Annotated in this window: 22 protein-coding genes; 6 read left to right on the top strand and 16 right to left on the bottom strand. The window is 67.5% G+C overall.

All coding sequences use genetic code 11. From position 1 onward, the window contains the following. Nucleotides 1–10 precede the first annotated feature (10 nt). The gene (gene rpsG / locus ACFWNN_RS43840) at nt 11–481 is read right to left on the bottom strand and encodes a 30S ribosomal protein S7 (protein ID WP_030478293.1); all 471 of its coding nucleotides are present in this window, start codon (nt 479–481) and stop codon (nt 11–13) included. After that, a complete protein-coding gene (gene rpsL, locus ACFWNN_RS43835; protein ID WP_030473471.1) occupies nt 481–855 on the bottom strand; it encodes a 30S ribosomal protein S12 in 375 nt (124 codons plus the stop codon). The genes rpsG and rpsL overlap by 1 nt, the downstream gene beginning before the upstream one ends. Nucleotides 856–1,210: 355 nt before the next feature. Between rpsL and ACFWNN_RS43830 the strand changes: the two genes are divergently transcribed. The 5 genes from ACFWNN_RS43830 (at nt 1,211) to ACFWNN_RS43810 (ending at nt 3,865) form a co-directional block, all read left to right on the top strand. Beyond that, entirely contained in the window at nt 1,211–1,660 is a 450-nt protein-coding gene (locus ACFWNN_RS43830) for a hypothetical protein (RefSeq protein WP_382445910.1), read from the top strand. Between the two features lie 62 nt (nt 1,661–1,722). Further along, nucleotides 1,723–2,544, top strand: coding sequence for a phosphotransferase family protein (locus ACFWNN_RS43825; protein WP_382445909.1), 822 nt, complete (start codon nt 1,723–1,725; stop codon nt 2,542–2,544). Next, entirely contained in the window at nt 2,522–2,893 is a 372-nt protein-coding gene (locus ACFWNN_RS43820; protein ID WP_382445908.1) for a zf-TFIIB domain-containing protein, read from the top strand. The genes ACFWNN_RS43825 and ACFWNN_RS43820 overlap by 23 nt, the downstream gene beginning before the upstream one ends. A 91-nt stretch (nt 2,894–2,984) precedes the next feature. Further along, entirely contained in the window at nt 2,985–3,431 is a 447-nt protein-coding gene (locus ACFWNN_RS43815) for a hypothetical protein (protein ID WP_382445907.1), read from the top strand. Beyond that, nucleotides 3,428–3,865 carry a hypothetical protein gene (locus ACFWNN_RS43810; RefSeq protein ID WP_382445906.1) on the top strand — a complete coding sequence of 146 codons (438 nt, stop codon included), beginning with the start codon at nt 3,428–3,430 and terminating at the stop codon, nt 3,863–3,865. Before ACFWNN_RS43815 ends, ACFWNN_RS43810 begins: the two co-directional genes overlap by 4 nt. Here ACFWNN_RS43810 and ACFWNN_RS43805 read toward each other — a convergent pair. Then, the gene (locus ACFWNN_RS43805) at nt 3,862–4,269 is read right to left on the bottom strand and encodes a hypothetical protein (protein WP_382445905.1); all 408 of its coding nucleotides are present in this window, start codon (nt 4,267–4,269) and stop codon (nt 3,862–3,864) included. The genes ACFWNN_RS43810 and ACFWNN_RS43805 overlap by 4 nt on opposite strands. A 108-nt stretch (nt 4,270–4,377) precedes the next feature. Here ACFWNN_RS43805 and ACFWNN_RS43800 point away from each other — a divergent pair, with 108 nt between their 5' ends. Beyond that, complete coding sequence (locus tag ACFWNN_RS43800; RefSeq protein WP_382445904.1) at nt 4,378–4,659, top strand: DUF4287 domain-containing protein; 282 nt, start codon at nt 4,378–4,380, stop codon at nt 4,657–4,659. Between the two features lie 263 nt (nt 4,660–4,922). On the opposite strand, the gene ACFWNN_RS43795 is transcribed toward ACFWNN_RS43800, so the two are convergent. The 13 genes from ACFWNN_RS43795 to ACFWNN_RS43735 all read right to left on the bottom strand — a co-directional run bounded on the left by ACFWNN_RS43795 (nt 4,923) and on the right by ACFWNN_RS43735 (nt 23,877). Beyond that, nucleotides 4,923–8,819 carry a DNA-directed RNA polymerase subunit beta' gene (locus tag ACFWNN_RS43795; RefSeq protein WP_382445903.1) on the bottom strand — a complete coding sequence of 1,299 codons (3,897 nt, stop codon included), beginning with the start codon at nt 8,817–8,819 and terminating at the stop codon, nt 4,923–4,925. A 102-nt stretch (nt 8,820–8,921) separates the two neighbouring features. Next, nucleotides 8,922–12,407 carry a DNA-directed RNA polymerase subunit beta gene (locus ACFWNN_RS43790; protein WP_382445902.1) on the bottom strand — a complete coding sequence of 1,162 codons (3,486 nt, stop codon included), beginning with the start codon at nt 12,405–12,407 and terminating at the stop codon, nt 8,922–8,924. 551 nt (nt 12,408–12,958) lie between these two features. Beyond that, nucleotides 12,959–13,774, bottom strand: a complete 816-nt coding sequence (locus ACFWNN_RS43785; protein WP_382445901.1) for a hypothetical protein — start codon at nt 13,772–13,774, stop codon at nt 12,959–12,961. 89 nt (nt 13,775–13,863) lie between these two features. Beyond that, nucleotides 13,864–14,364 (bottom strand): hypothetical protein, encoded by a 501-nt coding sequence (locus ACFWNN_RS43780; protein ID WP_382445900.1) that lies wholly within the window; start codon nt 14,362–14,364, stop codon nt 13,864–13,866. Continuing rightward, a complete protein-coding gene (locus ACFWNN_RS43775) occupies nt 14,364–15,596 on the bottom strand; it encodes an MCE family protein (protein ID WP_382445899.1) in 1,233 nt (410 codons plus the stop codon). The genes ACFWNN_RS43780 and ACFWNN_RS43775 overlap by 1 nt, the downstream gene beginning before the upstream one ends. Next, nucleotides 15,593–16,729, bottom strand: a complete 1,137-nt coding sequence (locus ACFWNN_RS43770) for an MCE family protein (RefSeq protein WP_382445898.1) — start codon at nt 16,727–16,729, stop codon at nt 15,593–15,595. Before ACFWNN_RS43770 ends, ACFWNN_RS43775 begins: the two co-directional genes overlap by 4 nt. Then, nucleotides 16,726–17,892 (bottom strand): MCE family protein, encoded by a 1,167-nt coding sequence (locus tag ACFWNN_RS43765; protein WP_382445897.1) that lies wholly within the window; start codon nt 17,890–17,892, stop codon nt 16,726–16,728. Before ACFWNN_RS43765 ends, ACFWNN_RS43770 begins: the two co-directional genes overlap by 4 nt. Further along, nucleotides 17,889–18,890: an MCE family protein gene (locus ACFWNN_RS43760; RefSeq protein ID WP_382445896.1), complete on the bottom strand. Its 1,002-nt coding sequence runs from the start codon at nt 18,888–18,890 to the stop codon at nt 17,889–17,891. Before ACFWNN_RS43760 ends, ACFWNN_RS43765 begins: the two co-directional genes overlap by 4 nt. Further along, the gene (locus ACFWNN_RS43755) at nt 18,887–19,918 is read right to left on the bottom strand and encodes an MCE family protein (RefSeq protein ID WP_382445895.1); all 1,032 of its coding nucleotides are present in this window, start codon (nt 19,916–19,918) and stop codon (nt 18,887–18,889) included. The genes ACFWNN_RS43760 and ACFWNN_RS43755 overlap by 4 nt, the downstream gene beginning before the upstream one ends. Then, the gene (locus tag ACFWNN_RS43750; RefSeq protein WP_382445894.1) at nt 19,915–21,234 is read right to left on the bottom strand and encodes an MCE family protein; all 1,320 of its coding nucleotides are present in this window, start codon (nt 21,232–21,234) and stop codon (nt 19,915–19,917) included. The genes ACFWNN_RS43755 and ACFWNN_RS43750 overlap by 4 nt, the downstream gene beginning before the upstream one ends. Then, the gene (locus ACFWNN_RS43745) at nt 21,231–22,040 is read right to left on the bottom strand and encodes an ABC transporter permease (protein WP_090065886.1); all 810 of its coding nucleotides are present in this window, start codon (nt 22,038–22,040) and stop codon (nt 21,231–21,233) included. Before ACFWNN_RS43745 ends, ACFWNN_RS43750 begins: the two co-directional genes overlap by 4 nt. Then, nucleotides 22,040–22,825: an ABC transporter permease gene (locus ACFWNN_RS43740; protein WP_229694202.1), complete on the bottom strand. Its 786-nt coding sequence runs from the start codon at nt 22,823–22,825 to the stop codon at nt 22,040–22,042. Before ACFWNN_RS43740 ends, ACFWNN_RS43745 begins: the two co-directional genes overlap by 1 nt. After that, the gene (locus tag ACFWNN_RS43735; protein ID WP_382445893.1) at nt 22,822–23,877 is read right to left on the bottom strand and encodes an ABC transporter ATP-binding protein; all 1,056 of its coding nucleotides are present in this window, start codon (nt 23,875–23,877) and stop codon (nt 22,822–22,824) included. The genes ACFWNN_RS43740 and ACFWNN_RS43735 overlap by 4 nt, the downstream gene beginning before the upstream one ends. Between the last annotated feature and the right edge of the window lie 497 nt (nt 23,878–24,374).

Below are 24,374 nucleotides of genomic sequence, written 5' to 3'. Positions count from 1 at the left end.
GGGCGTCAGATCACCAGCGGTAGTGGGCGAAGGCCTTGTTGGACTCGGCCATCTTGTGCGTGTCCTCACGGCGCTTGACGCTCGCACCGAGACCGTTGCTCGCATCGAGCAGCTCGTTCATCAGACGCTCGACCATGGTCTTCTCACGGCGCTGCCGGGAGAAGGTGATCAGCCAACGGAGCGCCAGCGTGGTGGAACGACCGGGCTTGACCTCGATCGGCACCTGGTAGGTCGCACCACCGACGCGGCGGCTCTTGACCTCCAGCGACGGCTTCACGTTGTCGAGCGCGCGCTTCAGCGTGACGACCGGGTCCGTGCCGGTCTTCTCGCGAGCACCTTCGAGCGCTTCGTAGACGATCTTCTCGGCCACCGAGCGCTTGCCGTCGACGAGCACCTTGTTGATGAGCTGCGTCACGAGAGGCGAGCTGTAGACCGGGTCAGAGATAAGCGGCCGCTTCGGGGCCGGTCCCTTGCGGGGCATTAGCTCTTCTCCTTCTTCGCGCCGTAGCGGCTGCGAGCCTGCTTGCGGTTCTTGACACCCTGCGTGTCGAGAGAGCCACGGATGATCTTGTAGCGAACACCCGGCAGGTCCTTCACACGACCACCGCGGACGAGCACCATCGAGTGCTCCTGGAGGTTGTGACCCTCACCGGGGATGTAGGCCGTGACCTCGATACCGCTGGTCAGCTTCACGCGAGCGACCTTGCGCAGTGCGGAGTTCGGCTTCTTGGGGGTGGTGGTGTAAACGCGGGTGCACACACCGCGCCGCTGCGGCGAGCCCTTGAGGGCCGCCGTCTTCTGCTTCGCCACCTTGTCCTGGCGGCCCTTGCGGACCAGCTGCTGGATCGTTGGCATTCGCCGGCTACTTCTTCCGTCTTCGTGGGATTCCCTTGCGGTTCACCCTCGTGTTTCTTGATCCCTCTCTGCACCCGAGGTCGGGCGTGTCGCCCTCTCCCCAGGTCCGCAGGCAACAGTTCAACTGTCCCTGCGAGTGGAGGACACCGCTGCCTCGCGGGCACGCGGAGCGGCCCGACATGGGTCGGGCACGAGTAGCAAAGATACCCGCCCACGTCTACCTGGGTCAAAACGGGGGTGCCGCCCCGGCGCCGTGCGATAGACATGAAGCCCGTTGTCCACGGTACTCGGGTGACGGAGAACGCACCTCGCAGCTCCGCACCACCAAGCCTGTCCCGTCTTTCCAGGAGACGCTGTGAGAGCCACCACTCTGGTCGCCGCCGTCGTCCTCGCGCTGTCCGGGTGCGCCGGTTGTTCGGTGCAGGCCGGCGTCGGCGAGTGCGCGAAGCAGGTCGACGTGAACAGCTCCGAGGTCGCGATGACCGAAGTGGACTGTTCGTCTTCTGAGGCTGTGTACCGGGTTTCGTCCCGTGAGCGGCGCACGATGTGCCCGGAGGGCGACTACCTGACGGAGTCGTCCGGCCGTTCGCGGACCAACGGCAAGACTCGGCTCTGCTACGTCCTCAACGTGTCGGAGGGCGACTGCCTGAAGCCGGTGAACCAGTACTTCGAGCGGGCGGCGTGCGGGGCCGGCGTGCGCAAGGTCACCAAGGTCGTCGACGGCCAGGCGGACCGCGCGCTGTGCGACGGTGACGACGCTCGCACCTACTCGCAGCCGGTGAGGACGATCTGCATCGCCGGCTGAGCCGCCCAGCCGGCACCGACGCGTCGCGCGAGCCGCCCGCGCCTCAGTGATTCACTGTGCGCGTGGACGACCTGATCGCGGCGATGGCCTCGTTGACCGGCTCCGCGGCCGCCCCGGAGGTGCTCGGCGGCGACCGCGGCGACGTCGTGGTGGTGCGCGTCGGCGACGTGGTGGCCAAGGCGCTGCCCGCCGACACCGACGTCGTGGCGTTGCGGCAACGGCTGGAGACCGCGGGGGCGCACCCCGAGCTGTTCGTGCCGCCGCTGGGGTTGCACTTCGTGGACGACCGGCCCGTGACGGTGTGGCCGTACGGGACGCCGGTGAGCCAGGACGACCCCGACGGGGCGCCGTGGGAGGAGAGCGCGGCGCTGCTGGCGAAGCTGCACGCGTTGCCGGTGCAGGGGCCGGTGGCCGGCGCACCAGAACGGATTGTGCGCGCAATTCGGGCGTTGCCGCCGGACTTGCCGCACGCCGATGTCGTACTGCGCGCGTATGAAGTCTTGCCGTCGTTGGACTTGAACGGCCGTGCGTTGATCCACGGCGATTGGCACCTCGGACAGCTCGTGCACACGGGGTCGTGGCGGCTCATCGACGTGGACGATCTGGGAGTCGGCGATCCGGTCTGGGACCTGGCCCGACCTGCGGCTTTGTTCGCCGCGGGAATCCTTCCGGGTGATCTTTGGGCGCGGTTCCTGGGCGCCTACCGTGAAACGGGCGGTGTGGCGCTGACGACATCCGAATGGGATGTCCTCAACATTCCCGCTCAGGCGTACGTTGTGCAGATGGCAGCGCGAGCTCTGGTGAGCGGTCTGCAAGCTGTGGAACCGCTGATCGAGGCTTGCCGTCGGATCGTCACGACGCATGGCACCGACCACCGCGGCTAATATCGTATTTGTCCGGTCCCACCGCAGGAGGCTCATCACGATGCAGTGTCCCAAGTGTCATGCGAACATGCGCACGTTCGACCGCATGGGCGTCCACATCGAGCAGTGCGACGGCTGCCGCGGGGTCTTCCTCGACTACGGCGAGCTCGAGTCGATCACCCGCCTCGAGGCCCAGATGCAGGCCCCGCCGCCCGTGGCCGCGCCGCCGCCCGCCGCCTACCCGGCACCGGCCCAGCCCGCCTGGGGCGCGCAGCCGCAGCAGATCCACCACCACCACGGCGGCCACGGCGGTTACGGCTACGGCCACCGCAAGCACCGCGGTCTCGGTGGGCTCTTCTTCTCTTCCTGATCGCGCGCGACGGCCCCGGATCCCTGCTCCGGGGCCGTTGACGACTACCGAAAAAGTAGTGGATAATCGGTAGTCAACGGGAGGAGTAGCCATGTCTGTCGCGACCGAGGCCGCCCACATCCGCGACCTCTTCGACACGATCGAAGAGCTGGAAGCCGTCGCGTCATCCCTGTCGGAAGACGACGAACGCCGCGCACGCCTCGACGGCGTGGTGGCCAAAACACTCCGCCAGGCCCCGCCGGTACGCCCCGTGGTGGCAGGCGAGCTCCTCGACCTCACCGAGAAGACCGTGAAGGCCTGGGCCCGCGAAGGCGTGCTCGCCATCCACAGCCAGGAACCCAGGATGCTCCTCGACACCGTGCGCCTGCACGAGGTCCTCCACCTGGTCTCCGACCTCCGCCGCGCCGGCAAGACCCGCGGCCTGATCGACGAAGTCCACCGCCGCCTGAGCGACCAGTCCCTGCTGGACCGCCAAGACCTCGCGACCTCCCTCGACGAGATGCGCAGCGGCAAGGGACGCGTGGTCCGCTCGGTTTGATCGAAGTAGTCGAAACCCCCACAGCCCACGCCCAGGCAGGCGGCCTGCGCGGCAGAGCCCGCGTGGCCTACGAACGCTTCCTGGACGAACTGGCCCACTCCGGCTGCGCGGCCCTCGGCTACCGGGTCACCGGACCCGAGCCGTTGCCGCGCCTGTGCGTGAAGCACCTCCGCGGCCCTGACCGCGTCGTGGTCGCCTTCCCCTCCCCCGAAGTCGTGTGGGTGCTCCTGGTGGGCCCGCACGACGACGACCCGGGCCTGGACCTCTACGAAGCCCTGTACGAGATGGCCGGAGTACGCCCCCGCCTGTCGGAGAAGCGCACCAAGCCCCGCTGCTGCACCGACGAGTCCGGCGTCCCTCCCCTGGTGGACGAACACCTGGTGGACGACCTGGTGATCCGGGCCCGGGCCCTGGCGCGAGCCCGCCGCCGCTAGCCCCGGTCCAGCACGAACCCGTCGATCGCCGGGTCGAAGTGCAGGTACGGTTCCTCGGCGGGGTCAAGACCCTCGAACGTCAACGCCACCGGCTTCCCGAACGCCTGGCCGAGTTCGCGCAGGAACGCCGACAGCAGGTCCAACCGCTCCTGCCCCTGCAACTCCCCCACGTGAACGTCGAAGACGACCTCGTCGCCGACCTCGAAGAAGTTCACGAAGAACCCCTCGGCGGGCGACACGAGCATCGACAGCTCGCCGCGCTGGACGGACCAGCCGCGGGCCGTCACGAGATCGGCCACCGCCCGCCACGCGCCGGGCACGGCTCCGACGACACACCCGTCGTGCAACGCCCCGTCGTCCGGGTCGAACCACTCGCCGACGTCACTCCACCGCAGGTCACGCATGCCCTTCAGGGAACCAGGCACCCGCAACCGGGTTTCACCGACAAATTTTCTTGTCAAGACAGGGATGGTTGTCCTACGCTTCAGCCACCAACGAACAAGGAGCCCACGATGTCCTTCCAGGCCTACCTCGACGGCGCGGAGAAGAAGACCGGCAAGACCCCGGCCGAACTGCTGGCCGCCGCCACCGAACGCGGCTACGACGGCAGCACGAAGGCCGGCGTGTTCCTGGACTGGCTGAAGGCCGACTACGACCTGGGCCGCGGCCACGGCATGGCGCTCTACCACGTGCTCAAGAACGGCCCGCAGATCAGCGAGAAGCACGTGGGCACGAGCGGCACCCACCGGGACGAGTCGACGACGCTCCGCCTCGACGGCATCGCCCACCGGTAGAGCCCCAGCGCGGGCAGCAGCGCCTGGTCCACGATCGCGGCGACCTCGGTCGAACACCTTGTCCCACACCGTTTCCGCCGGCTCCGGATACCGCACGGCACCGGAAAGCCTTGCGCGCCATCGCGTTCATCGGCACGGCGGTCGCCTCTACGTGCTGCACGACCTCAGCGGGGTCGCCGGCTGCGCAGGCTCACCTACCGCCGACAAACGGGAACGGCCCCCGGAGCGGGAGGCTCCGGGGGCCGTTCCAATGACAACCGTGACTAGCGGTAGTCGCGACCGAAGTCGTAGTCGTCCAGCGGCACCGCGGCACCAGTGCCCGTGCCGAAGACGTCCGGGGTGTAGTACCCGTCGTCGTACGAGGGGATCGCGTACGCAGCGGCACGCGCCTCCTCGGTCGGCTGGACCTGGATGTTGCGGTAGCGGTTGATGCCCGTACCAGCCGGGATCAACTTACCGATGATGACGTTCTCCTTCAGACCGATGAGCTTGTCCGAACGCCCGTTGATGGCGGCGTCGGTCAGCACACGAGTGGTCTCCTGGAACGACGCGGCGGACAGCCACGAGTCCGTCGCCAGCGAGGCCTTCGTGATACCCATCAGCACCGGACGACCGGCAGCCGGCTCGCCACCCTCGGCGACGACCGCGCGGTTGCCCGACTCGAAGTCGGCACGCTCGACCAGCGAACCCGGCAGGAACTCGGTCGCGCCGGAGTCGATGATCGTCACCCGGCGGAGCATCTGCCGGACGATGACCTCGATGTGCTTGTCGTGGATGGCCACACCCTGGGCGCGGTACACCTTCTGGACTTCCTGCACGAGGTGCAGCTGCGCCTCGCGCGGGCCCATGACGCGCAGAACCTCGTGCGGGTCAGGAGTACCTTCCAGCAGCTGCTGGCCGACGGACACGTGGTCGCCGTCCTGCAGCGGGCCGGTGGCCGTGTTGGCGAGACGCTGACGCTTGGACAGCTTCTCGAACACGATCTCCTCGGAACCGTCGTCCGGGATCAGCGTGATCTTCCAGAAGCGGTCGCCGTCCTCGATGCGCACGCGGCCGTCGACGTCGGCGATCGGCGCCTTGCCCTTCGGGACGCGGGCCTCGAAGAGCTCCTGGACACGCGGCAGACCGGTCGTGATGTCGTCACCGGCCACACCACCCTGGTGGAACGTACGCATCGTCAGCTGCGTGCCGGGCTCACCGATCGACTGGGCGGCGACGATGCCGACGGCCTCGCCGACGTCGACCAGCTGGCCGGTGGCCATGGAGCGGCCGTAGCAGGACGCGCACACACCGACCGCGGACTCACAGGTCAGCACGGAGCGGACCTTGACGCGGACGATGCCGGCCTCGACCAGCGACACGAGTGCCGGGTCGCCGAGGTCGTCGCCGCGGTTCAGGACCAGGTTGCCCTGGGCGTCCGTGATGTCGTCCGCGACCGTGCGGGCGTAGACCGACGTCTGCGCGAACTCGTGCAGGCCGACCTTGTCGCCCAGCTGCTCGCCGACGGTCATCTGCACACCACGGGTGGTGCCGCAGTCGACCTCGCGGATGATGACGTCCTGCGAGACGTCCACCAGACGACGGGTCAGGTAGCCCGAGTCGGCGGTACGGAGCGCCGTGTCGGCCAGACCCTTACGAGCACCGTGCGTCGCGATGAAGTACTCGAGCACCGACAAGCCCTCGCGGAACGAGTTCTTGATCGGGCGCGGGATGTACTCACCCTTCGGGTTGGTCACCAGACCACGCATACCCGCGAGCGAACGGACCTGCGTCATGTTGCCCGCAGCGCCGGACTGCACGATCACGCGGATCGAGTTGTCCTCGGGGAAGTTGTCTTCCATGATCTCGTGGACCTGCTCGGTGGCCTTCGTCCACACCTTGACCAGCTCGGAGTTGCGCTCCTCGTGGGAGAGCTGACCGCGCTGGTAGCGCTTCTCGACGGCGTCCGCGAGGCGCTCGTGCTCCTCGAGGATGTCCTGCTTCGCCGCCGGGACGAGGACGTCCGAGATCGCGACCGTGACACCGGAGCGGGTGGCCCAGTGGAAACCGGCGTCCTTCAGCTTGTCCAGCGTCCGGGCGACGGTGACCATCGGGTAGCGCTCGGCCAGGTCGTTGATGATCACGGCCTGCCGCTTCTTGGGCATGACCTCGTTGATGAAGGCGTAGTCCTGCGGCAGGATCTCGTTGAACAGCACGCGACCCAGCGTCGTCTCCGCGAGCCACGGCTGACCGGGCTCCCAGCCCTCGGGCTCCTGGCCCTTCGGCGGGTTCTTGTCGGAGACGCGGATCTTCACCATCGCCTGCAGGCCCAGGACCTTGCGGTCGAACGCCATGAGCGCCTCGGCCGGCGACGAGTAGAAGTGGCCCTCGCCGATGTCGTCCTTCTTGTGGCGGGTCAGGTGGTACAGACCCGTCACCATGTCCAGACGCGGCATGGCCAGCGGCTTGCCGGACGCCGGGGACAGGATGTTGTTCGACGACAGCATCAGGACGCGGGCCTCGGCCTGCGCCTCGGCGGACAGCGGCAGGTGGACTGCCATCTGGTCACCGTCGAAGTCGGCGTTGAACGCTTCACAGACCAGCGGGTGCAGCTGGATGGCCTTGCCCTCGACCAGCTGGGGCTCGAAGGCCTGGATGCCGAGGCGGTGCAGCGTGGGTGCGCGGTTCAGCAGCACCGGGTGCTCGGTGATGACCTCTTCCAGCACGTCCCACACGGCCGGGCGCGCACGCTCGACCATCCGCTTGGCGGACTTGATGTTCTGCGCGTGGTTGAGGTCCACGAGCCGCTTCATCACGAACGGCTTGAAGAGCTCCAGGGCCATCTGCTTGGGCAGACCGCACTGGTGCAGCTTGAGCTGCGGGCCGACCACGATGACCGAACGGCCGGAGTAGTCGACGCGCTTGCCGAGCAGGTTCTGGCGGAACCGGCCCTGCTTGCCCTTCAGCAGGTCGGACAGCGACTTCAGCGGGCGGTTACCGGGACCGGTGACCGGACGACCGCGGCGACCGTTGTCGAACAGCGCGTCGACGGCCTCCTGCAGCATCCGCTTCTCGTTGTTGACGATGATCTCGGGCGCGCCGAGGTCGATCAGTCGCTTGAGGCGGTTGTTGCGGTTGATCACGCGGCGGTACAGGTCGTTCAGGTCGGACGTCGCGAAACGGCCACCGTCGAGCTGCACCATCGGGCGCAGGTCCGGCGGGATGACCGGGACGCAGTCCAGGACCATGCCCTGCGGGTTGTTGCGGGTCGCCTGGAAGGCGGCAACGACCTTGAGGCGCTTGAGCGCGCGGAGCTTCTTCTGGCCCTTGCCGCTGCGGATCGTCTCGCGCAGGATCTCGGACTCGGCGTCGACGTCGTAGTCACCCAGGAGCTTCTGGATGGCCTCCGCGCCCATGGCACCGGTGAAGTAGTCGCCGTAGCGGTCGTACAGCTCGCGGTAGAGCAGCTCGTCCGCGATCAGCTGAGCGCGCTCGAGCTTGGTGAACGTGGACCAGATCTCGTCGAGGCGGTCCAGCTCGCGCTGGGCGCGGTCGCGGAGCTGGCGCATCTCACGTTCGCCACCCTCCTTGACCTTGCGGCGCACGTCGGACTTGGCGCCCTCGGCCTCGAGCTCGGCCAGGTCGGCCTCGAGCTTCTGGGCGCGGGCCTCCACGTCGGCGTCGCGACGGTTCTCGACGCGCTTGCGCTCGACCTGCATCTCGCTCTCGAGCGTCGGCAGGTCGTTGTGGCGCAGCTCGGCGTTCACGCCCACGATGACGTAGGCGGCGAAGTAGATGATCTTCTCGAGGTCCTTGGGGGCCAGGTCGAGCAGGTAGCCCAACCGGCTGGGGACGCCCTTGAAGTACCAGATGTGCGTGACCGGAGCGGCGAGCTCGATGTGGCCCATGCGCTCACGACGCACCTTCGCACGGGTCACCTCGACGCCACAGCGCTCACAGATGATGCCCTTGAAGCGCACGCGCTTGTACTTGCCGCAGTAGCACTCCCAGTCCCTGGTGGGACCGAAGATCTTCTCGCAGAACAAGCCGTCCTTCTCAGGCTTGAGCGTGCGGTAGTTGATGGTCTCGGGCTTCTTGACCTCGCCAAAAGACCACTGGCGGATGTCGTCCGCGGTCGCGAGACCGATGCGGAGCTCATCGAAGAAGTTGACGTCGAGCACGTCTACTCTCTTCCCCTTTTTAGATCGGTGGCAAAGGAGCTGGTCGGAGGGCCGGAGGAGGGCGACGCGGGAGGCATTGCCCTCCCCCGACCGGCGAGGTGACTAGTTGACGACGTCGTCCACGGAGGGCGACTCGGACCTCGACAGGTTGATGCCGAGGTTCGCGGCCGCGCGCTCCAGGTCCTCGTCGTCGCCGTCGCGCATCTCGATCGCGGCACCGTCCGAAGACAGGACCTCGACGTTGAGGCAGAGCGACTGCAGCTCCTTGAGCAGCACCTTGAAGGACTCCGGGATACCGGGTTCCGGGATGTTCTCGCCCTTGACGATGGCCTCGTAGACCTTCACGCGGCCGAGCACGTCGTCGGACTTGATGGTGAGCAGCTCCTGCAGGGTGTATGCGGCGCCGTACGCCTGCATCGCCCAGCACTCCATCTCACCGAAGCGCTGACCACCGAACTGCGCCTTACCACCCAGCGGCTGCTGCGTGATCATCGAGTACGGGCCGGTCGAACGCGCGTGGATCTTGTCGTCCACCAGGTGCAGCAGCTTCAGGATGTACATGTAGCCGACCGACACCGGGAACGGGTACGGCTCGCCGGAGCGACCGTCGAAGAGCTGCGCCTTGCCGTTCTCCTTGACCATCCGCTCGCCGTCGCGGTTCGGGATGGTGGAGCCCAGCAGGCCCGTGATCTCTTCTTCCTTCGCACCGTCGAACACCGGGGTGGCGGTCTTGGTGCCGGGGTCGACGTCGTACAGCTCTTCCGGCAGGTTCTTCGCCCAGTCCGGGTCGCCGTTGACGCTCCAGCCCTGCTTGGCGATCCACCCGAGGTGGGTCTCCAGCACCTGGCCGATGTTCATACGACGCGGCACACCGTGGGTGTTCAGGATGATGTCGACCGGCGTGCCGTCCTCGAGGAACGGCATGTCCTCCGCGGGGAGGATCTTGCCGATGACGCCCTTGTTGCCGTGGCGGCCGGCGAGCTTGTCACCGTCCTGGATCTTGCGCTTCTGGGCCACGTAGACGCGGACGAGCTCGTTGACGCCCGGAGGCAGCTCGTCGTCGTCCTCACGGCTGAAGACGCGGATGCCGATGACCTTGCCGTACTCACCGTGCGGCACCTTGAGCGAGGTGTCGCGGACCTCGCGCGCCTTCTCACCGAAGATCGCGCGGAGCAGGCGCTCCTCGGGCGTCAGCTCGGTCTCGCCCTTGGGCGTGACCTTGCCGACGAGGATGTCGCCCGGCTGGACCTCGGCACCGATGCGGATGATGCCGCGCTCGTCCAGGTCGGCCAGGACCTCCTCGGAGACGTTCGGGATGTCCCGGGTGATCTCCTCGGCGCCGAGCTTCGTGTCGCGGGCGTCGATCTCGTGCTCCTCGATGTGGATCGAGGTGAGAACGTCGTCCTGCACGAGGCGCTGCGACAGGATGATCGCGTCCTCGTAGTTGTGGCCTTCCCACGGCATGATCGCCACGAGCAGGTTCTTGCCGAGCGCCATCTCACCGTTCTCGGTGCACGGCCCGTCGGCCAGGACCTGGCCCTCCTGCACCCGGTCGCCCTCGTTCACGATGGGCTTCTGGTTGATGCAGGTGCCCTGGTTCGAGCGACGGAACTTGTGCAGCGCGTAGGTGTTGCGCGCACCGTCGTCGGCCATGACGGTGATGTAGTCGGCGGAGACCTCCTCGACGACACCCGTCTTCTTCGCGACGACGACGTCACCGGCGTCCACCGCGGCGCGCAGCTCCATGCCGGTGCCGACGAGCGGCGACTCGGAGCGGAGCAGCGGCACGGCCTGACGCTGCATGTTCGCACCCATCAGGGCGCGGTTCGCGTCGTCGTGCTCGAGGAACGGGATCATGGCCGTCGCGGCCGACACCATCTGGCGCGGCGAGACGTCCATGTAGTCGACGTCGGTCGGGTCGATGAACTCGACCTCGCCGCCCTTCTTGCGGACCAGGACGCGGTCGTCGGTGAAGTTGCCCTCGTCGTCGGTCGGCGAGTTCGCCTGCGCCTTGACGTAGCGGTCTTCCTCGTCCGCGGTCAGGTAGTCGATCTGGTCGGTGACCCGGCCGTCGGTGACCTTGCGGTACGGCGTCTCGATGAAGCCGAACGGGTTGACCCGCGCGTAGCTCGAGAGCGAACCGATCAGACCGATGTTCGGGCCTTCCGGCGTCTCGATCGGGCACATGCGGCCGTAGTGCGACGGGTGGACGTCGCGGACCTCCATGCCGGCGCGCTCACGGGACAGACCGCCCGGACCCAGTGCCGACAGGCGGCGCTTGTGGGTCAGACCCGCGAGCGGGTTGGTCTGGTCCATGAACTGCGAGAGCTGCGAGGTGCCGAAGAACTCCTTGATCGCCGCCACGACGGGACGGATGTTGATCAGGGTCTGCGGCGTGATGGCCTCGACGTCCTGCGTGGTCATGCGCTCGCGGACGACGCGCTCCATGCGGGACAGACCGACGCGGATCTGGTTCTGGATCAGCTCGCCGACCGTGCGGAGACGACGGTTGCCGAAGTGGTCGATGTCGTCGACCTCGACGGGCACGTCACCACCGGCGGCGGCGTCCATCATGGTCTCGCCCGCGTGCAGGCGAACGAGGTACTCGATCGTCGTGACGATGTCGTCCTCGGTCAGGACACCCGTGTTGATCTCGGTGTCCAGGCCCAGCTTCTTGTTGACCTTGTAACGGCCAACCTTCGCCAGGTCGTAGCGCTTGTCCTTGAAGAACAGGTTCTCCAGCAGGGCCTGCGCCGACTCCTTCGTCGGCGGCTCGCCCGGACGCAGCTTGCGGTAGATGTCGAGCAGCGCCTCGTCGGTGCCTGCGGTGTGGTCCTTCTCGAGCGTGGTCAGCAACGTCTCGCTGAACGCGAACCGCTCGCGAATCTGCTCCGTGCTCCAGCCCAGAGCCTTCAACAGCACCGTCACCGGCTGGCGACGCTTCCGGTCGATGCGGACACCGACGGTGTCGCGCTTGTCGACGTCGAACTCCAGCCAAGCACCCCGGGACGGGATGATCTTGACGCTGAAGACGTCCTTGTCGGTCGTCTTGTCGACCGCGGTGTCGTAGTACACACCGGGCGAACGCACGAGCTGAGAGACCACCACGCGCTCAGTGCCGTTGATGATGAACGTGCCCTTGTTCGTCATCATCGGGAAGTCACCCATGAACACCGTCTGGCTCTTGATCTCGCCAGTGGTGTGGTTGGTGAACTCCGCCGTGACGAACAACGGTGCCGCGTACGTCATGTCCTTGTCCTTGCACTCTTCGGTCGAGGCCTTGACCTCGTCGAAGCGCGGGTCGGAGAAGGACAGTGACATGGAGCCGGAGAAGTCCTCGATCGGCGAGATCTCGTTGAGGACCTCTTCGAGGCCGCCCGTCGGAGTCTCGTCGCCGGCGTCGACGCGGCGCTGGAACCACGCCTCGTCACCGGTGAGCCATTCAAAGGACTGGATCTGCAGGTCAAGCAGGTTGGGCGTCGAAAGCGGCTCGTGAATCTTCGCGAACGAGACCCGCTTCGGCGCTCCAGGGATCCCCGACGTGGAGTTGGTCGCAGCAGTGGCCTTGGTCGCGCGAGAGATCGCCAAGATGCGTCCTTCCAGGGACAGGTAGCTGGCTAGAGCGAACTAGCACGGCTGTCAAGGGTGCGGCGATGCCCGCATAATCCACGCTCTCGGCGAAGGGCAAGCGGAAAATGGGCAGCGCAAAGGGGCAGTCTAGCCACGCGCACGGCGACTGTCGAGAGGCACCTGGAAGGACCCTCCTCTTGCTCACCGACAGAGTGACCCTGCATGAGCGCGCAGTCAAGATGTTGCGGGCCGATCCACCCTCTGGATGGAGCGGTTTTTTTGCGGCTTCACCCATTTGACCAGCACAAACACGTGTGCGGCCGTTTTGGTTGGAAGTTGGCGGCTTCAAGTGAACTTACAGAGCGCCACTAAGATTTGTGTGACTGAGATCACGCGTGTCGGGGCTGGCGGAGGGCGCGATTCAGGTGCTTCTGGGGCTCCTATGACGTCCTCACAGCGGAGTTGATCTTAGGGGACGGTGACCGGCAGGTGAACACCGGGCCGGTCCAAACGAACGACGCCCAGCCCGCGCCGAGGTGCGGCGCGGGCCGGGCGGTGGCGGTTCGGAGTCAGCAGCCCTGGAGCTGGCGGTTCTGGTCCGCCGTGGCGCCGAACATCTCCATGTTGTCGATCTTCCACCGGCCGCTGTCGTCCACCGCGCTCACGCGGAGCATGGCGGTGCCGCCGCCCGTCTGGTTGTCGGTGGTGCGGGTGGTGACCTGGTCGGCGAAGACCAGGACGGTGGCGTGGCCGTCCTTCAACGACGACACGGCCGAGGAGACCACCCGGACGGTGACCACCAGCTTCTGCTGGGGGGCCACCTCCTTCACCGGGCCGAAGACGGCGTTGTACTGGCAGAGGGCCTTGCCCGTGAGGAGTTCCTTGGCCGCCTTCTCGGTCGACTCGACGTCGGCGAAGTTGTAGGAGAAGGACTTCTCCACGGCCTCGCGGATCTGGCCGTTGACCTCGGAGGTGGCGGCCGAGTCGACCAGGGCCTCGTCGTAGCTGACCGAGCGGGACTTGACCAGGAAGAACGTCGCCAGGCCGCCCAGGAGCAGGCCCACCACGACCAGGGCCACCGGGAGCGGCCAGTTGAGCTTCGCCGGCGTCTTGGGCTCCGCGACCTCCGCAACGTCGGCGGTCTCGGCCTTCGCGGCGGGTGCGGGCTTCTTCTTCGACGTGGGCGAAGGCGAGGGCGTCCACTCGACGGCTTCCGGCGCCTTCAGCTCTGCCTCTTCGGACGCGGGTTCCGGCGCGTCGGCCACCTCGGGCTCGTCCGGCGTCACGACTTCGGCGGCCTCGACCGGATCGACGACCTCGACGACCTCGACGGGCTCGGCCGGGGCATCGGGCGACGACGGTGGGCGGCGGTTCAGGCCGGCCACCTTCGGGCGGCCTCCTGCCGGCGTGCTCGGGACTGGGCGGCGGCGGGGTGGGGGCACGTGCGCTCGATTCCTATCAGCTCTGGCCGGGGTCAGACGCCTGCCCGCAGCGGGCCCAGCTGGCTCAGCTTCCAGCCGTCGTCCGTGCGGGTGAGCTTGGTCAGGTACCGGTTGATCTTGGTGACCTGCTGGCCGCCGTCCGGGGTCACGGTGCTCTCGACCACGGCGATCATGGAGGCGGAGCCCGCGCGGTCGTCGAGCTCGGTGATGGCGGCGTCCAGGACCTTGGACGTGGTCACGGACTTGGCGTCGACCAGCTGCTTCTTGCGCGAGTCCTTGTCCTTGTCGATCTCCGCGCGCAGGTCGCCGGTGGACGAGTTCAGCCAGCGCTGGAGGTCCTCGTCCACCTTCTTGTAGTCGAGGGTCAGGAAGTTCGTGATGCCGACCTGGCCCGAGCGCAGGGCGTCGTCGCGCTCGGTCGCGAACGACGACTCCGACGAGCTCGACGCCGAGTACCAGACGAAACCGCTGAACACGGCGAACCCGAACATCACCACCGCGAAGACCGCGGCGACAGCTGTGAAGACCCGCACTACTTCTTCCCCTCCGTGGGCAGACCGAGCAGCTGGCCCAGCGACGTCAGCAGCGGCACCTCCGGCGCGGCCGCCTGGCCGGTGGGTTCCTGGCCCGGCTGCGTCGTGGCGTTGCCGACCGGCGTGGTCGGCGTCCCGCCGTACGGCGCGTTCTGCGAGCCTCGCACCGACGTCGCCGACCCGCGCGCCAGGGCGCAGTAGGCCTGGGTGTTCAGCGGCGCCGCCGAGGTGTCGCCACCCGGCCGGATGGTCGTCCCCTCGTAGCCGACGGTGCACGGCATCGGGTCGAACACGTTCAACGCCAGCCCGAAGTGCGCGGACCCGTCGCCCGGCGCCACGGAGAACCCGCCGCCGACGGCGATGGGGTACGTCACGGCGATCTGCTCCAAGCCGTCCCGCCTGGTCACGAGGATGTTCGAGGTGGTCAGCAGGTTCGCGAACACCACCCCGAGGTTCGGCCCGCTCTCCTTCAGCAACGCCGACACCTGCTCCGACGCCGGCGGCACCGCGACGATCAACCGCCGCAGGTCGCCGTCCGAGGCCTTGAGCTGCTCGGCGAGCAGCCGGAGGTCCCCGCTGAACGACCGGATCGCACCACCGGACGCGGCCTGCGTCGCCAGCACGATCCGCCCGTCCTGCAACAGCCGCGTCGTCTCCGGCAGGTGCTCCTTCGCGGCCGCCGTGAACGCGGACGTGTTGTCGATCAGCACTTGCAGATCGCCACCGGTCCCGCTGAACGCCGTGTGCAGCTCGTCCACGACGGTCCGCAACGAGTCCGTGGGCACCGAGGAGGCGAAAGCGTCCAAATTGGACAGCAACCCGTCGACGGGAGGCGGCGTCCGCGTCGAGGACCGCGGAATCACCGACCCGGCCTCCAGGTAGGGCCCGTTGTCAGACTTCGGCCTCAGGTCGACGTACTGCTCGCCCACCGCCGACCGGTTGGCGACCACGGCGTCGAGAGAAGACGGCACCCGTGGCGCGTCCGCGTCGAGCTCCAGGTCCACCTCGATGCCGTCGCCCATCAGCCGCAGCTGCCCGACCCGCCCGATCGTCACACCGCGGTAGGTCACCTCGGCGTTGGTGAAGATGCCGCCCGAGTCGGCGAGCTGCATCGTCACGACCGTCGACGACGACTTGAACAGCCCGATGTAGGTGGCGCTGACGTACGACACGCCCAGCAACGCGACCAGCACGAACGCGCCGATCTTGAGCTTCGTCGACCGCAGGATCACTTGCGCACACCTCCCAGCAGACCGCCGAGCAGGTCACCCAGCCCGGACCCGGTCCCCTGCCCCAGGTTCGGCAGCGGGATGTTCGGCATCGGCAACGGCGTCCCCTGCGACGGGATCAGCGAGTCGATCGGCGACTGCCGCGACCGCGACAGGTTGTCGAGCACGGTCCCGAGGTTCAGGTCCAGGTCGATGAACGCGTTGGTGTAGTCGCCCTTGATGCCGTCGACCGCCTCGTCCGGGAACGGATAGGTCAGCAGCAGCTCGAGCGACTTCGGCAGGTTCTGCCCCGACTCCGCGAGCTTCGTCAGCGTCGGCTGCAACGCCTTCAGGTCCGCCACGATGTCGTCACGACTCCGGTTCACGGTGTCCGTCGCGACGTCCGACAGCCTGGTCAACGACTGCAGCAACGTCACGAGCTGCGTCCGCTGCTCCGCCAGCACCTTCAGGCCCGGCTCCAGGTCCGTCAGCGCCACGGCGATCTTCTCGCGCTGCTGCGCCAGCGTCCCGGCCAGCCGGTTCAGCGAGTCCAGCGCGCGGACGATCTCCGCCTTGTGCTTGTCGAGCTCCCCCACGAACGTGTTGAGGTTGCCCAGCAACGAACGGATCTCCGTCTCGTTGCCCTCCATCGCGGCGTTGAGCTCCTTGGTGATGTTCTGCAGCTGCGCCACACCACCACCGTTGAGCAGCATCGACAACGCCCCGAAGACCTCTTCGACCTCGGGGTTGCGGTTCGTCTTGTCCAACGGGATCACCGCGTTGTCGGCCAACTTGCCGGCAGCGTCCTTCGGCTTCCCGAGCTCCACGAACTTCTCGCCCAGCAACGCGGACTGGCGCAGCTTGGCGAACGCGTTGGCGGGCAACTGCACGTCGCCGTTGACCAGCATGGTCACCTCGGCGGTCCAGCCGTCGGCACCCAGGTCGATCTTCTCGACCCGCCCGACCGGCACGTCGTTGACCTTCACGCCGGCCTGCGGCACCAGGTCCAGAACGTCCTTGAACTGCGCCTTCACCCGGTACGGATGATCACCGACGTCGGCGCCGCCCGGCAGCGGCATGTTGTAGACGCCGTCGAAGCCACCGGACCCGCAGCCCGCGAGAACCAGTGCCGTCAACGCGATCGCCAGCTTCCTCACTGGGGCACCCCCGCGAGCGGCAGGGGCAGCGGCAGCTTGCCCGCGTTCAGGTCACCGAGCACCTCGGCCGGTGACTTCAGCGGGATCGCGCCGGTCAGCAACGGTTCCAGCTGCTTGCAGGTGTTCGTCAGCACCGGCGGCACGTTGTTCGGCGTCGCCTGCTGGATCAGCTTGCAGATCAGCACGATCGGCGGCTGGTTCAGCTCGTTGATGTTCGCGCGGGTGTCCAGCGTGCCGGACGCCGCGTTGTACGAGTTCTGCAGGTTGCCCAGCGCCAGCGGCGCCACGTCCAGCGTCTCCGCCAGCGCCGCCCGCTGGTTCACCAGCACCTGCGTGATCGAGGCGAGCTTGTCCACGTTGGACTTCAGCACCTCGCGGTTGTCCTTGATGAACCCCTGCACCAGTCCCAGGGCCGTCGCCAGCTCGGACAACGCCGCCCCGAGGTCGCCGCGCTCGTCGGCGAGCATCTTCGACACGTCCGCGAGCTGCTTGTTGAAGTCGCGCACCTGGCTGTCGTTCGCGGCCAGCATCGCGGTGAACTTCTGCAGGTTGTCGACGGTCGCGAACAGGTCCTCTTTGGACCCCGACAACGTCCGGGTGGCCTGGCCGAGGTTCTTCAACGTGTCGTTGAGCGCCTGGCCGTTGCCTTCGAGGTTCGCGGCCGCGGAGTTCAGCAGATCCGCCAGCGCCCCGTCGGCGTTCGCACCGTTGGGCCCCAACGCCGTCGTGAGCTTGTCCAGCGACGAGTACAGCTCGTCCAGCTCCACCGGCGTCGCGGTGCGTTCGCGCGGGATCACGGCGTTGTCGGCCAGCACGGGACCGCCGGTGTAGGCGGGGGCGAGCTGCACGTACCGGTCGGAGACGACGCTCGGCGAGACCACGACGGCCTGCGCGTTCTCCGGCACCCGCACGTCGCGGTCGACGGTGAACACGACCTTCACGGTCTTGCCCTCCGGCGTGACCTCGTCGATCGTGCCGACCTTCACGCCCAGCACCCGCACGTCACCGCCGGGGTAGACGCCGACGGCCGCGGCGAAGTGCGCGGTGACCTTGCGCCCGTTCATGGCCGCGAAGACCCACCAGAGACCGGCCGTCACGACCAGCGCCAGCACGCACGCGATCGCGATGAACCGGCCGACCTTGGACTGCGCCACGTCTGTCATCGCTGCACCCCCGGAGGCAGGCAGCCTTCCTCGTTGAACCCGACGACGCCGAGGTTCACCGAGGGGGGCAGCAGGCCGCAGATGTAGGTGTCGAACCACCGGCCGTTGCCCAGGGTGTTCGCGAACACCCGGTAGAACGGCGCCATCAGCGCGAGGCTGCGGTCGAGGTTCTCCTGGTTGCGCTCGAGGATCGTGGTGACCCTGCCGAGCTGTTCCAGCGCGGGCTTGAGCTGGTTCTGGTTGTCCGTCACCAGTCCGCTCAGCTCACGCGAGAGGTCACGGGTGCCGGTCAGCAACGCGCTGATCGACTCGCGGCGCTTGCGCAGCTCGCCGAGCAGCAGGTTGCCGTCCGACAGCAGCTTCTCGAACTCGGCGTTGCGGTCGGCCAGCGTCTTGCTCAGCTGCCGCGTGTTGTCCAGCAGCTTCGCCAGCTGCTCGTCACGCGAGGAGATCGTCTTCGACAACGCGGACAGCCCGTCCAGCGCGCCCCGGACGTGCTCCGGCGAGTTCTTGAAGGTGTCGGACAGGACCGTGAAGCTGTCCGCGAGCTGCTTGGTGTCGATCTGGCCGACGGTCGTCGCGAGCCCGTTGAACGCCTCGTTCACGTCGTACGGCGCGAGCGTGCGCTCCTTCGGGATCGGGTCGCCGGGCGAGAGCGGCGCGCTGCCCTGCGGGTCGAGCGCCACGAACTTCTGGCCCAGCAACGTCTTGATGCGGATCATCGCGGTCGTCCGGTCGCCCACCCAGGCGTCCTTGACCTTGAACGTGACCCGCACGCGGTCACCGTTGAGCTTGACCTTGGTGACCTTGCCGACCTTCACGCCGGCGACGCGGACCTCGTTGCCCGGCACCAGCCCGGCGGCCTCGCTGAAGTCCGCCGCGTAGCTCGTGCCGCCGCCGACGATCGGCAGGTCGTCGGAGTAGAACGCGGCCAGCAGCAACAGGGCGATCAACGTCAGGCTGATCGCGCCTGTCCGGATGGGGTTCGAGGTCTTCATCGGCGGCACCTCTGCTGAGTCACCGGCAACGCCGTGATCGGGATCGGGTTCGTGATGACCGGCGGCACGGCGACCTTGCCGCTGGCCTCGCACAGGTAGAAGTTGAACCACGAGCCGTAGGTCGCGGTCCGCGTGATCGTCTCCAGCTTGTTCGGCAGCCGCTGGAGCATCTGGTCGACCAGGACCTCGTTGTCTCCCAGCGTCTTCGAGACGATGCCGAGCTGCGCGATGTCGTTCTTCAACGGCTCGCGGCCCTGCTCCAGCAGACCCGAGGTGGCGTTCGTGAGGTCGCCCAGCGCGGTGATCGCGTCGCCGATCGGCTGGCGGTCCTGAGCGAGGCCGGAGACGAGCGTCTGCAACGTGATCACGAGGTTGTTGAAGTCCTCGTCGCGCGAGTTCACGGTCTCCAGCGCGGTGTTGAGGTTGTCGACGACCTCGCCGATCACCTTGTCCTTGCTCGCCAGCGTGCTGGTCAGCGAGGCCGTGTGCTGGAGCAGGCTGTCGATCGTGCTGCCCTCGCCCTGGAGCACCTGGATGATCTCGAACGACAGCTTGTTCACGTCGTCCGGGTTCAGGGCCTGGAAGAGCGGCTTGAAGCCGTTGAACAGGACCGTGAGGTCGAGCGCGGCCTTGGTGCGTTCCAACGGGATAGTGCCGCCCTCGGGCAGCACGGCCTTGGTGTCGCCGGTGCCGGACTCCAGTGCGATGTACCGCTGCCCCACCAGGTTGCGGTACTTGATCGTCGCGGTGACGGCCTCGGGCAGCTTGCGGTCGCCGTCGATCGAGAACTCGACCTCGGCGGTCTTGCGGTCGACGACCTTGATGCCGTCGACCTGCCCGACGCGGACGCCGGCGATGCGGATGTCGTCGCCCTCGTTGAGTGCGGTGACGTCGGTGAACTGCGCCTTGTAGTCCGTGGCGCTGGACAGGTTCACGTTGGCGATCGTGACCGCGAGCAGCGACGTCGCGAGGATCGTGACGACCGCGAAGGCGATCAGCTTGAGCAGCGGGGCGAGCAGTCCCTTCACTTGACGGTCACCTCCGTTCCGCGCACGAGCGGCCCGAGCAGCAGGCTCGACCAGCCGGGCATGTCCTGCGGTTCCACCCCGACGCGCGGCCCGAACAGCGCCGCGATCAGCCTTGCCTCCTCAGGGGAGTTGGCGAGGTTGGCCGCGTTCTGGACGGACGACGGCGAGGTCGCGTTGCCGGCGGTCGCGGGCGGCAGGATGCCGTCGTTCGCGACGCGGGCGGGCGGCGGCGAGCTCGACCCGTCCTGCACCGGGCCCTCCGGCGGGTACTGGGGGAAGGGGTCCGGCCGCGGGATGATGTCGTAGCAGCGCGGGCCGCGCTTGTCCTTGTACTCGGGCTCGTCGAGGTTCGGCTTGTACTTGCCGCGGTTCTGGGTGATCTCCAGCGTGATGTGCAGGCCGGGCTTGTCGGTGCCGGCGCCGAACGCCTTGCTGATGACCGGTTCGAACTCCGCGAGACCCTTGAGCAGGCACGGGTACTCGGGCGCGTACTTCGCGAGCAGCTCCAGCGTCGGACGGCTGGTGTCGGCGAGGCCGATGATGTTGTTCTTGTTGACCGTGACGAAAGACGTGAGGTCCTGCGACGTCGTGGTCATCGTCCCGTAGAGCGCGAGCAGGTTGTCCCGCTGGTCGACCACGGTCTTGGTGGTCGTGGTCATGTCGTTGAGCGCCTGCAACAGGTCCGGCGCGGCGTCGGAGTAGACGTTCGCGACGTCCGCGAGCTTGGAGATGCTCTCCTTCAGCGCGGGCAGCTGCGGGTTGAGCTCGCCGAGGTAGGAGTCGAGCGACACCAGGGTCTGGCCGAGCGGCTTGCCGCGGCCGTCGAGTGCCTGGGAGAGCGCCGTCAGCGTGGTCGCGAGCTTCTCCGGCTGGATCGCCTGCAGGACCGGCATCAGGTTGTCCAGCACGCGTTCCAGCTCGATCGCGCTGCTGGTGCGGTCCTGCTCGATGACCGCGCCGTTCGCGATCGCGGCCTGCTTCTGCTGCGGCAGCACGAGGTTGACGTACCGCTCGCCGAACAACGTCTTGGGCAGCAGGCGCGCGCTGACGTTGGCCGGGATCTGCTCGACCTTGTCCGGCAGCAGCGCGAGCTCCAGCTCGGCGCCGTCACCGCTGGTGCGCACGGCCTTCACCGACCCGACGATCAGCCCGCGGACCTTGACGTCGCTCGCGGTCTGCAGCTGGTTGCCGATGTGGTCGGTCTTGAGCGTGACCTTCACGTAGTCGCTGAAGGCGTCCTTGTAGAGGGCCACCGTGAGCGACAGGAACATGGCGATCGCGAGAAGGAAGGCGATGCCCAGCACGCGTTTCCTCATCCGGCGATCCTCACGGTCGTAGTGGCACCCCAGATCGCGAGGCTCAGGAAGAAGTCGAGCAGCGCCGTCGTGACGATCGCGGTCCGCACCGCGCGCCCGACCGCGACGCCCACGCCGGCCGGACCGCCGGACGCGCGGTAGCCGTAGTAGCAGTGGGTCATGATGATCACGACCGCGAAGACCAGGACCTTGCCGAACGACCAGAGCACGTCGATCGGGGGTAGGAACAGGTTGAAGTAGTGGTCGTACGTGCCCGCCGACTGGCCGTAGAACTCGACGGTGATCGTTCTGGCCGCGAGATAGCTGGTCAGCAGGCCGATCACGTACAGCGGGATGATCGCGACGAACCCGGCGATGATCCGCGTGGTGACCAGGAACGGCAGGCTGGGGATGCCCATGACCTCCAGCGCGTCGATCTCCTCGGAGATCCGCATCGCACCGAGCTGAGCCGTGAACCCCGACCCGACCGTGGCCGACAGCGCGAGCCCGGCCACGAGCGGCGCGATCTCGCGGGTGTTGAAGTAGGCGGACACGAACCCGGCGAACGCGGACGTGCCGATCTGGTTGAGCGCCGTGAAGCCCTGGAGGCCGACCACGGTTCCGGTGAAGACGCTGAGCCCCACCATCACGCCGATCGTGCCGCCGATGACCGCGAGCGCTCCGCTTCCGAAGCTGACCTCGGCCAGCAGCCGCAACGTCTCCTTGGAGTACCTCTTGAGCGCGCGGGGCGTCCAGGCCAGCGCCTTGATGTAGAAGGACAGCTGGTCGCCGAACCCGTCGAGGGTGGAGAGCACCTTGTTCGCCATCAGCTCCCCTTCGCGGGCACGACCTGCAGGTAGATCGTGGTGAGGACGAAGTTGACGAAGAACAGCAGCAGGAACGTGATGACCACGGCCTGGTTCACCGCGTCGCCCACGCCCTTGGGTCCACCGGCGGGGTTGAGGCCCCGGTACGCAGCGACGATGCCCGCGATGAACCCGAAGATCAGGGCCTTGAGCTCGCTGATCCACAGGTCCGGCAGCTGGGCGAGGGCGCTGAAGCTCGCGAGGTAGGCGCCGGGCGTGCCGTCCTGCATGACGACGTTGAAGAAGTAGCCGCCCATCACGCCGACGACGCTCACCATGCCGTTCAACAGCACCGACACGAGCATCGCCGCCAGCACCCGCGGCACCACGAGCCGGTGGATCGGGCTGACGCCGAGCACCTCCATGGCGTCGATCTCCTCGCGGATCTTCCTGGACCCGAGGTCCGCGCAGATGGCACTGCCACCCGCGCCCGCGATGAGCAACGCCGTCACGATCGGGCTGGCCTGCTGGATGATCGCGAGCACGCTGGCCGCACCCGTGAACGACTGGGCGCCGATCTGCCGCGTCAGACTCCCGAGCTGCAGCGCGATGACCGCACCGAACGGAATGCTGACCAGCGCGGTCGGCAACACCGTGACGCTGACGATGAACCAGCTCTGCTGGATGAACTCGCGCAGCTGGAACGGCCGCCGGAACGTGGTCCGCACGACGTCGATCCCGAGCTGGCACAACTTGCCGGTCTCCCGCAGCGCGCCGGCGCCGGGGAACGAGGCCTGCGTGGTCACAGCACACCACCCTGCCGAGGCCACGGGCTCGGCGCCTGCACCCCGGCGTGCACGCCGTACCGCACCTTCTCCTCGGCCGTGAGGCTCTCGATGATCCCCTGCTGAGCCTCGTGCGGCAGCTGGTGGATGATCGTCATGACCCGGTCCTTCCGCCGCCGAACCGCATCGCGATACGGCAACCCGGGCGTCGGCTCCAACTGCGGCACGATCCCGCGCACGTCACCTTCAGGCGACCCGTCCGAGTGCCCGGCATCGGCGTGGGCCTGCTCGGCGGCCATCGTCGCCGTGTCCTTCTCCTCGGACATGCCGATGGGCCCGAGCCGCCGCCCGTTCAGGAACTGCTCCACCACGGGCTCGTCGCTGGTCAACAGCACTTCCCGGGGCCCGAACATGACCAACTCGCGCCGGAACAACATGCCGAGGTTGTCCGGCACGGTCCGCGCGATGTTGATGTTGTGCGTGACGATCAGAATGGTCGCGTCGATCTGCGCGTTGAGATCGATCAACAGCTGACTCAGGTACGCCGTCCTGACCGGGTCCAACCCGGAGTCCGGCTCGTCGCACAGGATGATCTCGGGATCGAGCACCAACGCCCGCGCGAGCCCGGCCCGCTTCCGCATGCCGCCGGAGATCTCGCCGGGCAACTTCTTCTCGGCCCCGACAAGGCCGACCATCTCCATCTTCTCGAGGACGATCCGCCGAACCTCGGCCTCCGTCTTGCGGGTGTGCTCCCGCAGCGGAAACGCGATGTTGTCGTACAGGTTCATCGACCCGAACAACGCGCCGTCCTGGAACAGCACGCCGAACATCTTCCGAATCTCGTACAACTTGTGCTCGGAGCACTGCACGAGATCGGTCCCGTTGATGACGATCTTGCCCTGCTCAGGCTTCAGCAACCCGACCAACGACTTCAGGAACACGCTCTTGCCGGTACCGGACGGCCCGAGCATCACGCTGACCTCACCAGGCGGGATCGTGAGCGTGACGTCCTGCCAGATGGTCTGCTTGCCGAAGGACTTGGTCAAACCCTCGACGACCACCTCGACGCCCATCCGCACCTCCGCACACGCCCGAGGACGCCGCAGCGATCGGCGTCACACCTGGGCAACGAGTTCGTTCGCGGCAGGTTACTCACCAGTTGGCCTAATGGCGGTTGCGTTCAGATAACGCCACAGAGCGTGACCTCGCAAAACGGGCAAGCCCCCGTAGACCACTCCCCGACAACCGGGAAATTCCCCCATCGTGTGACCTCACGCACACCGCCGCGCGCAGGAGCATCAGGCGCGAAGAGGTTGGGGCGCGAGGGGCGGGAGACGAGAGACGGGAGGCGCGGGCAGGAGGTGTGGGGCCCCCTCAACCGCAGTCGTCAACGCAAGGCGACCACGCACGCAAGCCAGGCGCGCGGTGCCACCCGGACAGCCGTCAACGCAGGCCAACCACCTACGAGGCCTGGTACGCGATGCCGAAGGCGAGCCCGAACGGGCTGATGCCCGCCACAGAGCCGGTTCCACCGCTCAAGGCGATTGGGGCTTGACTTTGGGTGCGAGGT

It is taken from the genome of Lentzea sp. NPDC058450 (genome assembly GCF_042721395.1).
GTDB lineage: Bacteria > Actinomycetota > Actinomycetes > Mycobacteriales > Pseudonocardiaceae > Lentzea.
The sequence above is the reverse complement of the archived record's forward strand: the minus strand, read 5'-3'. Positions and strand labels throughout refer to the sequence as shown.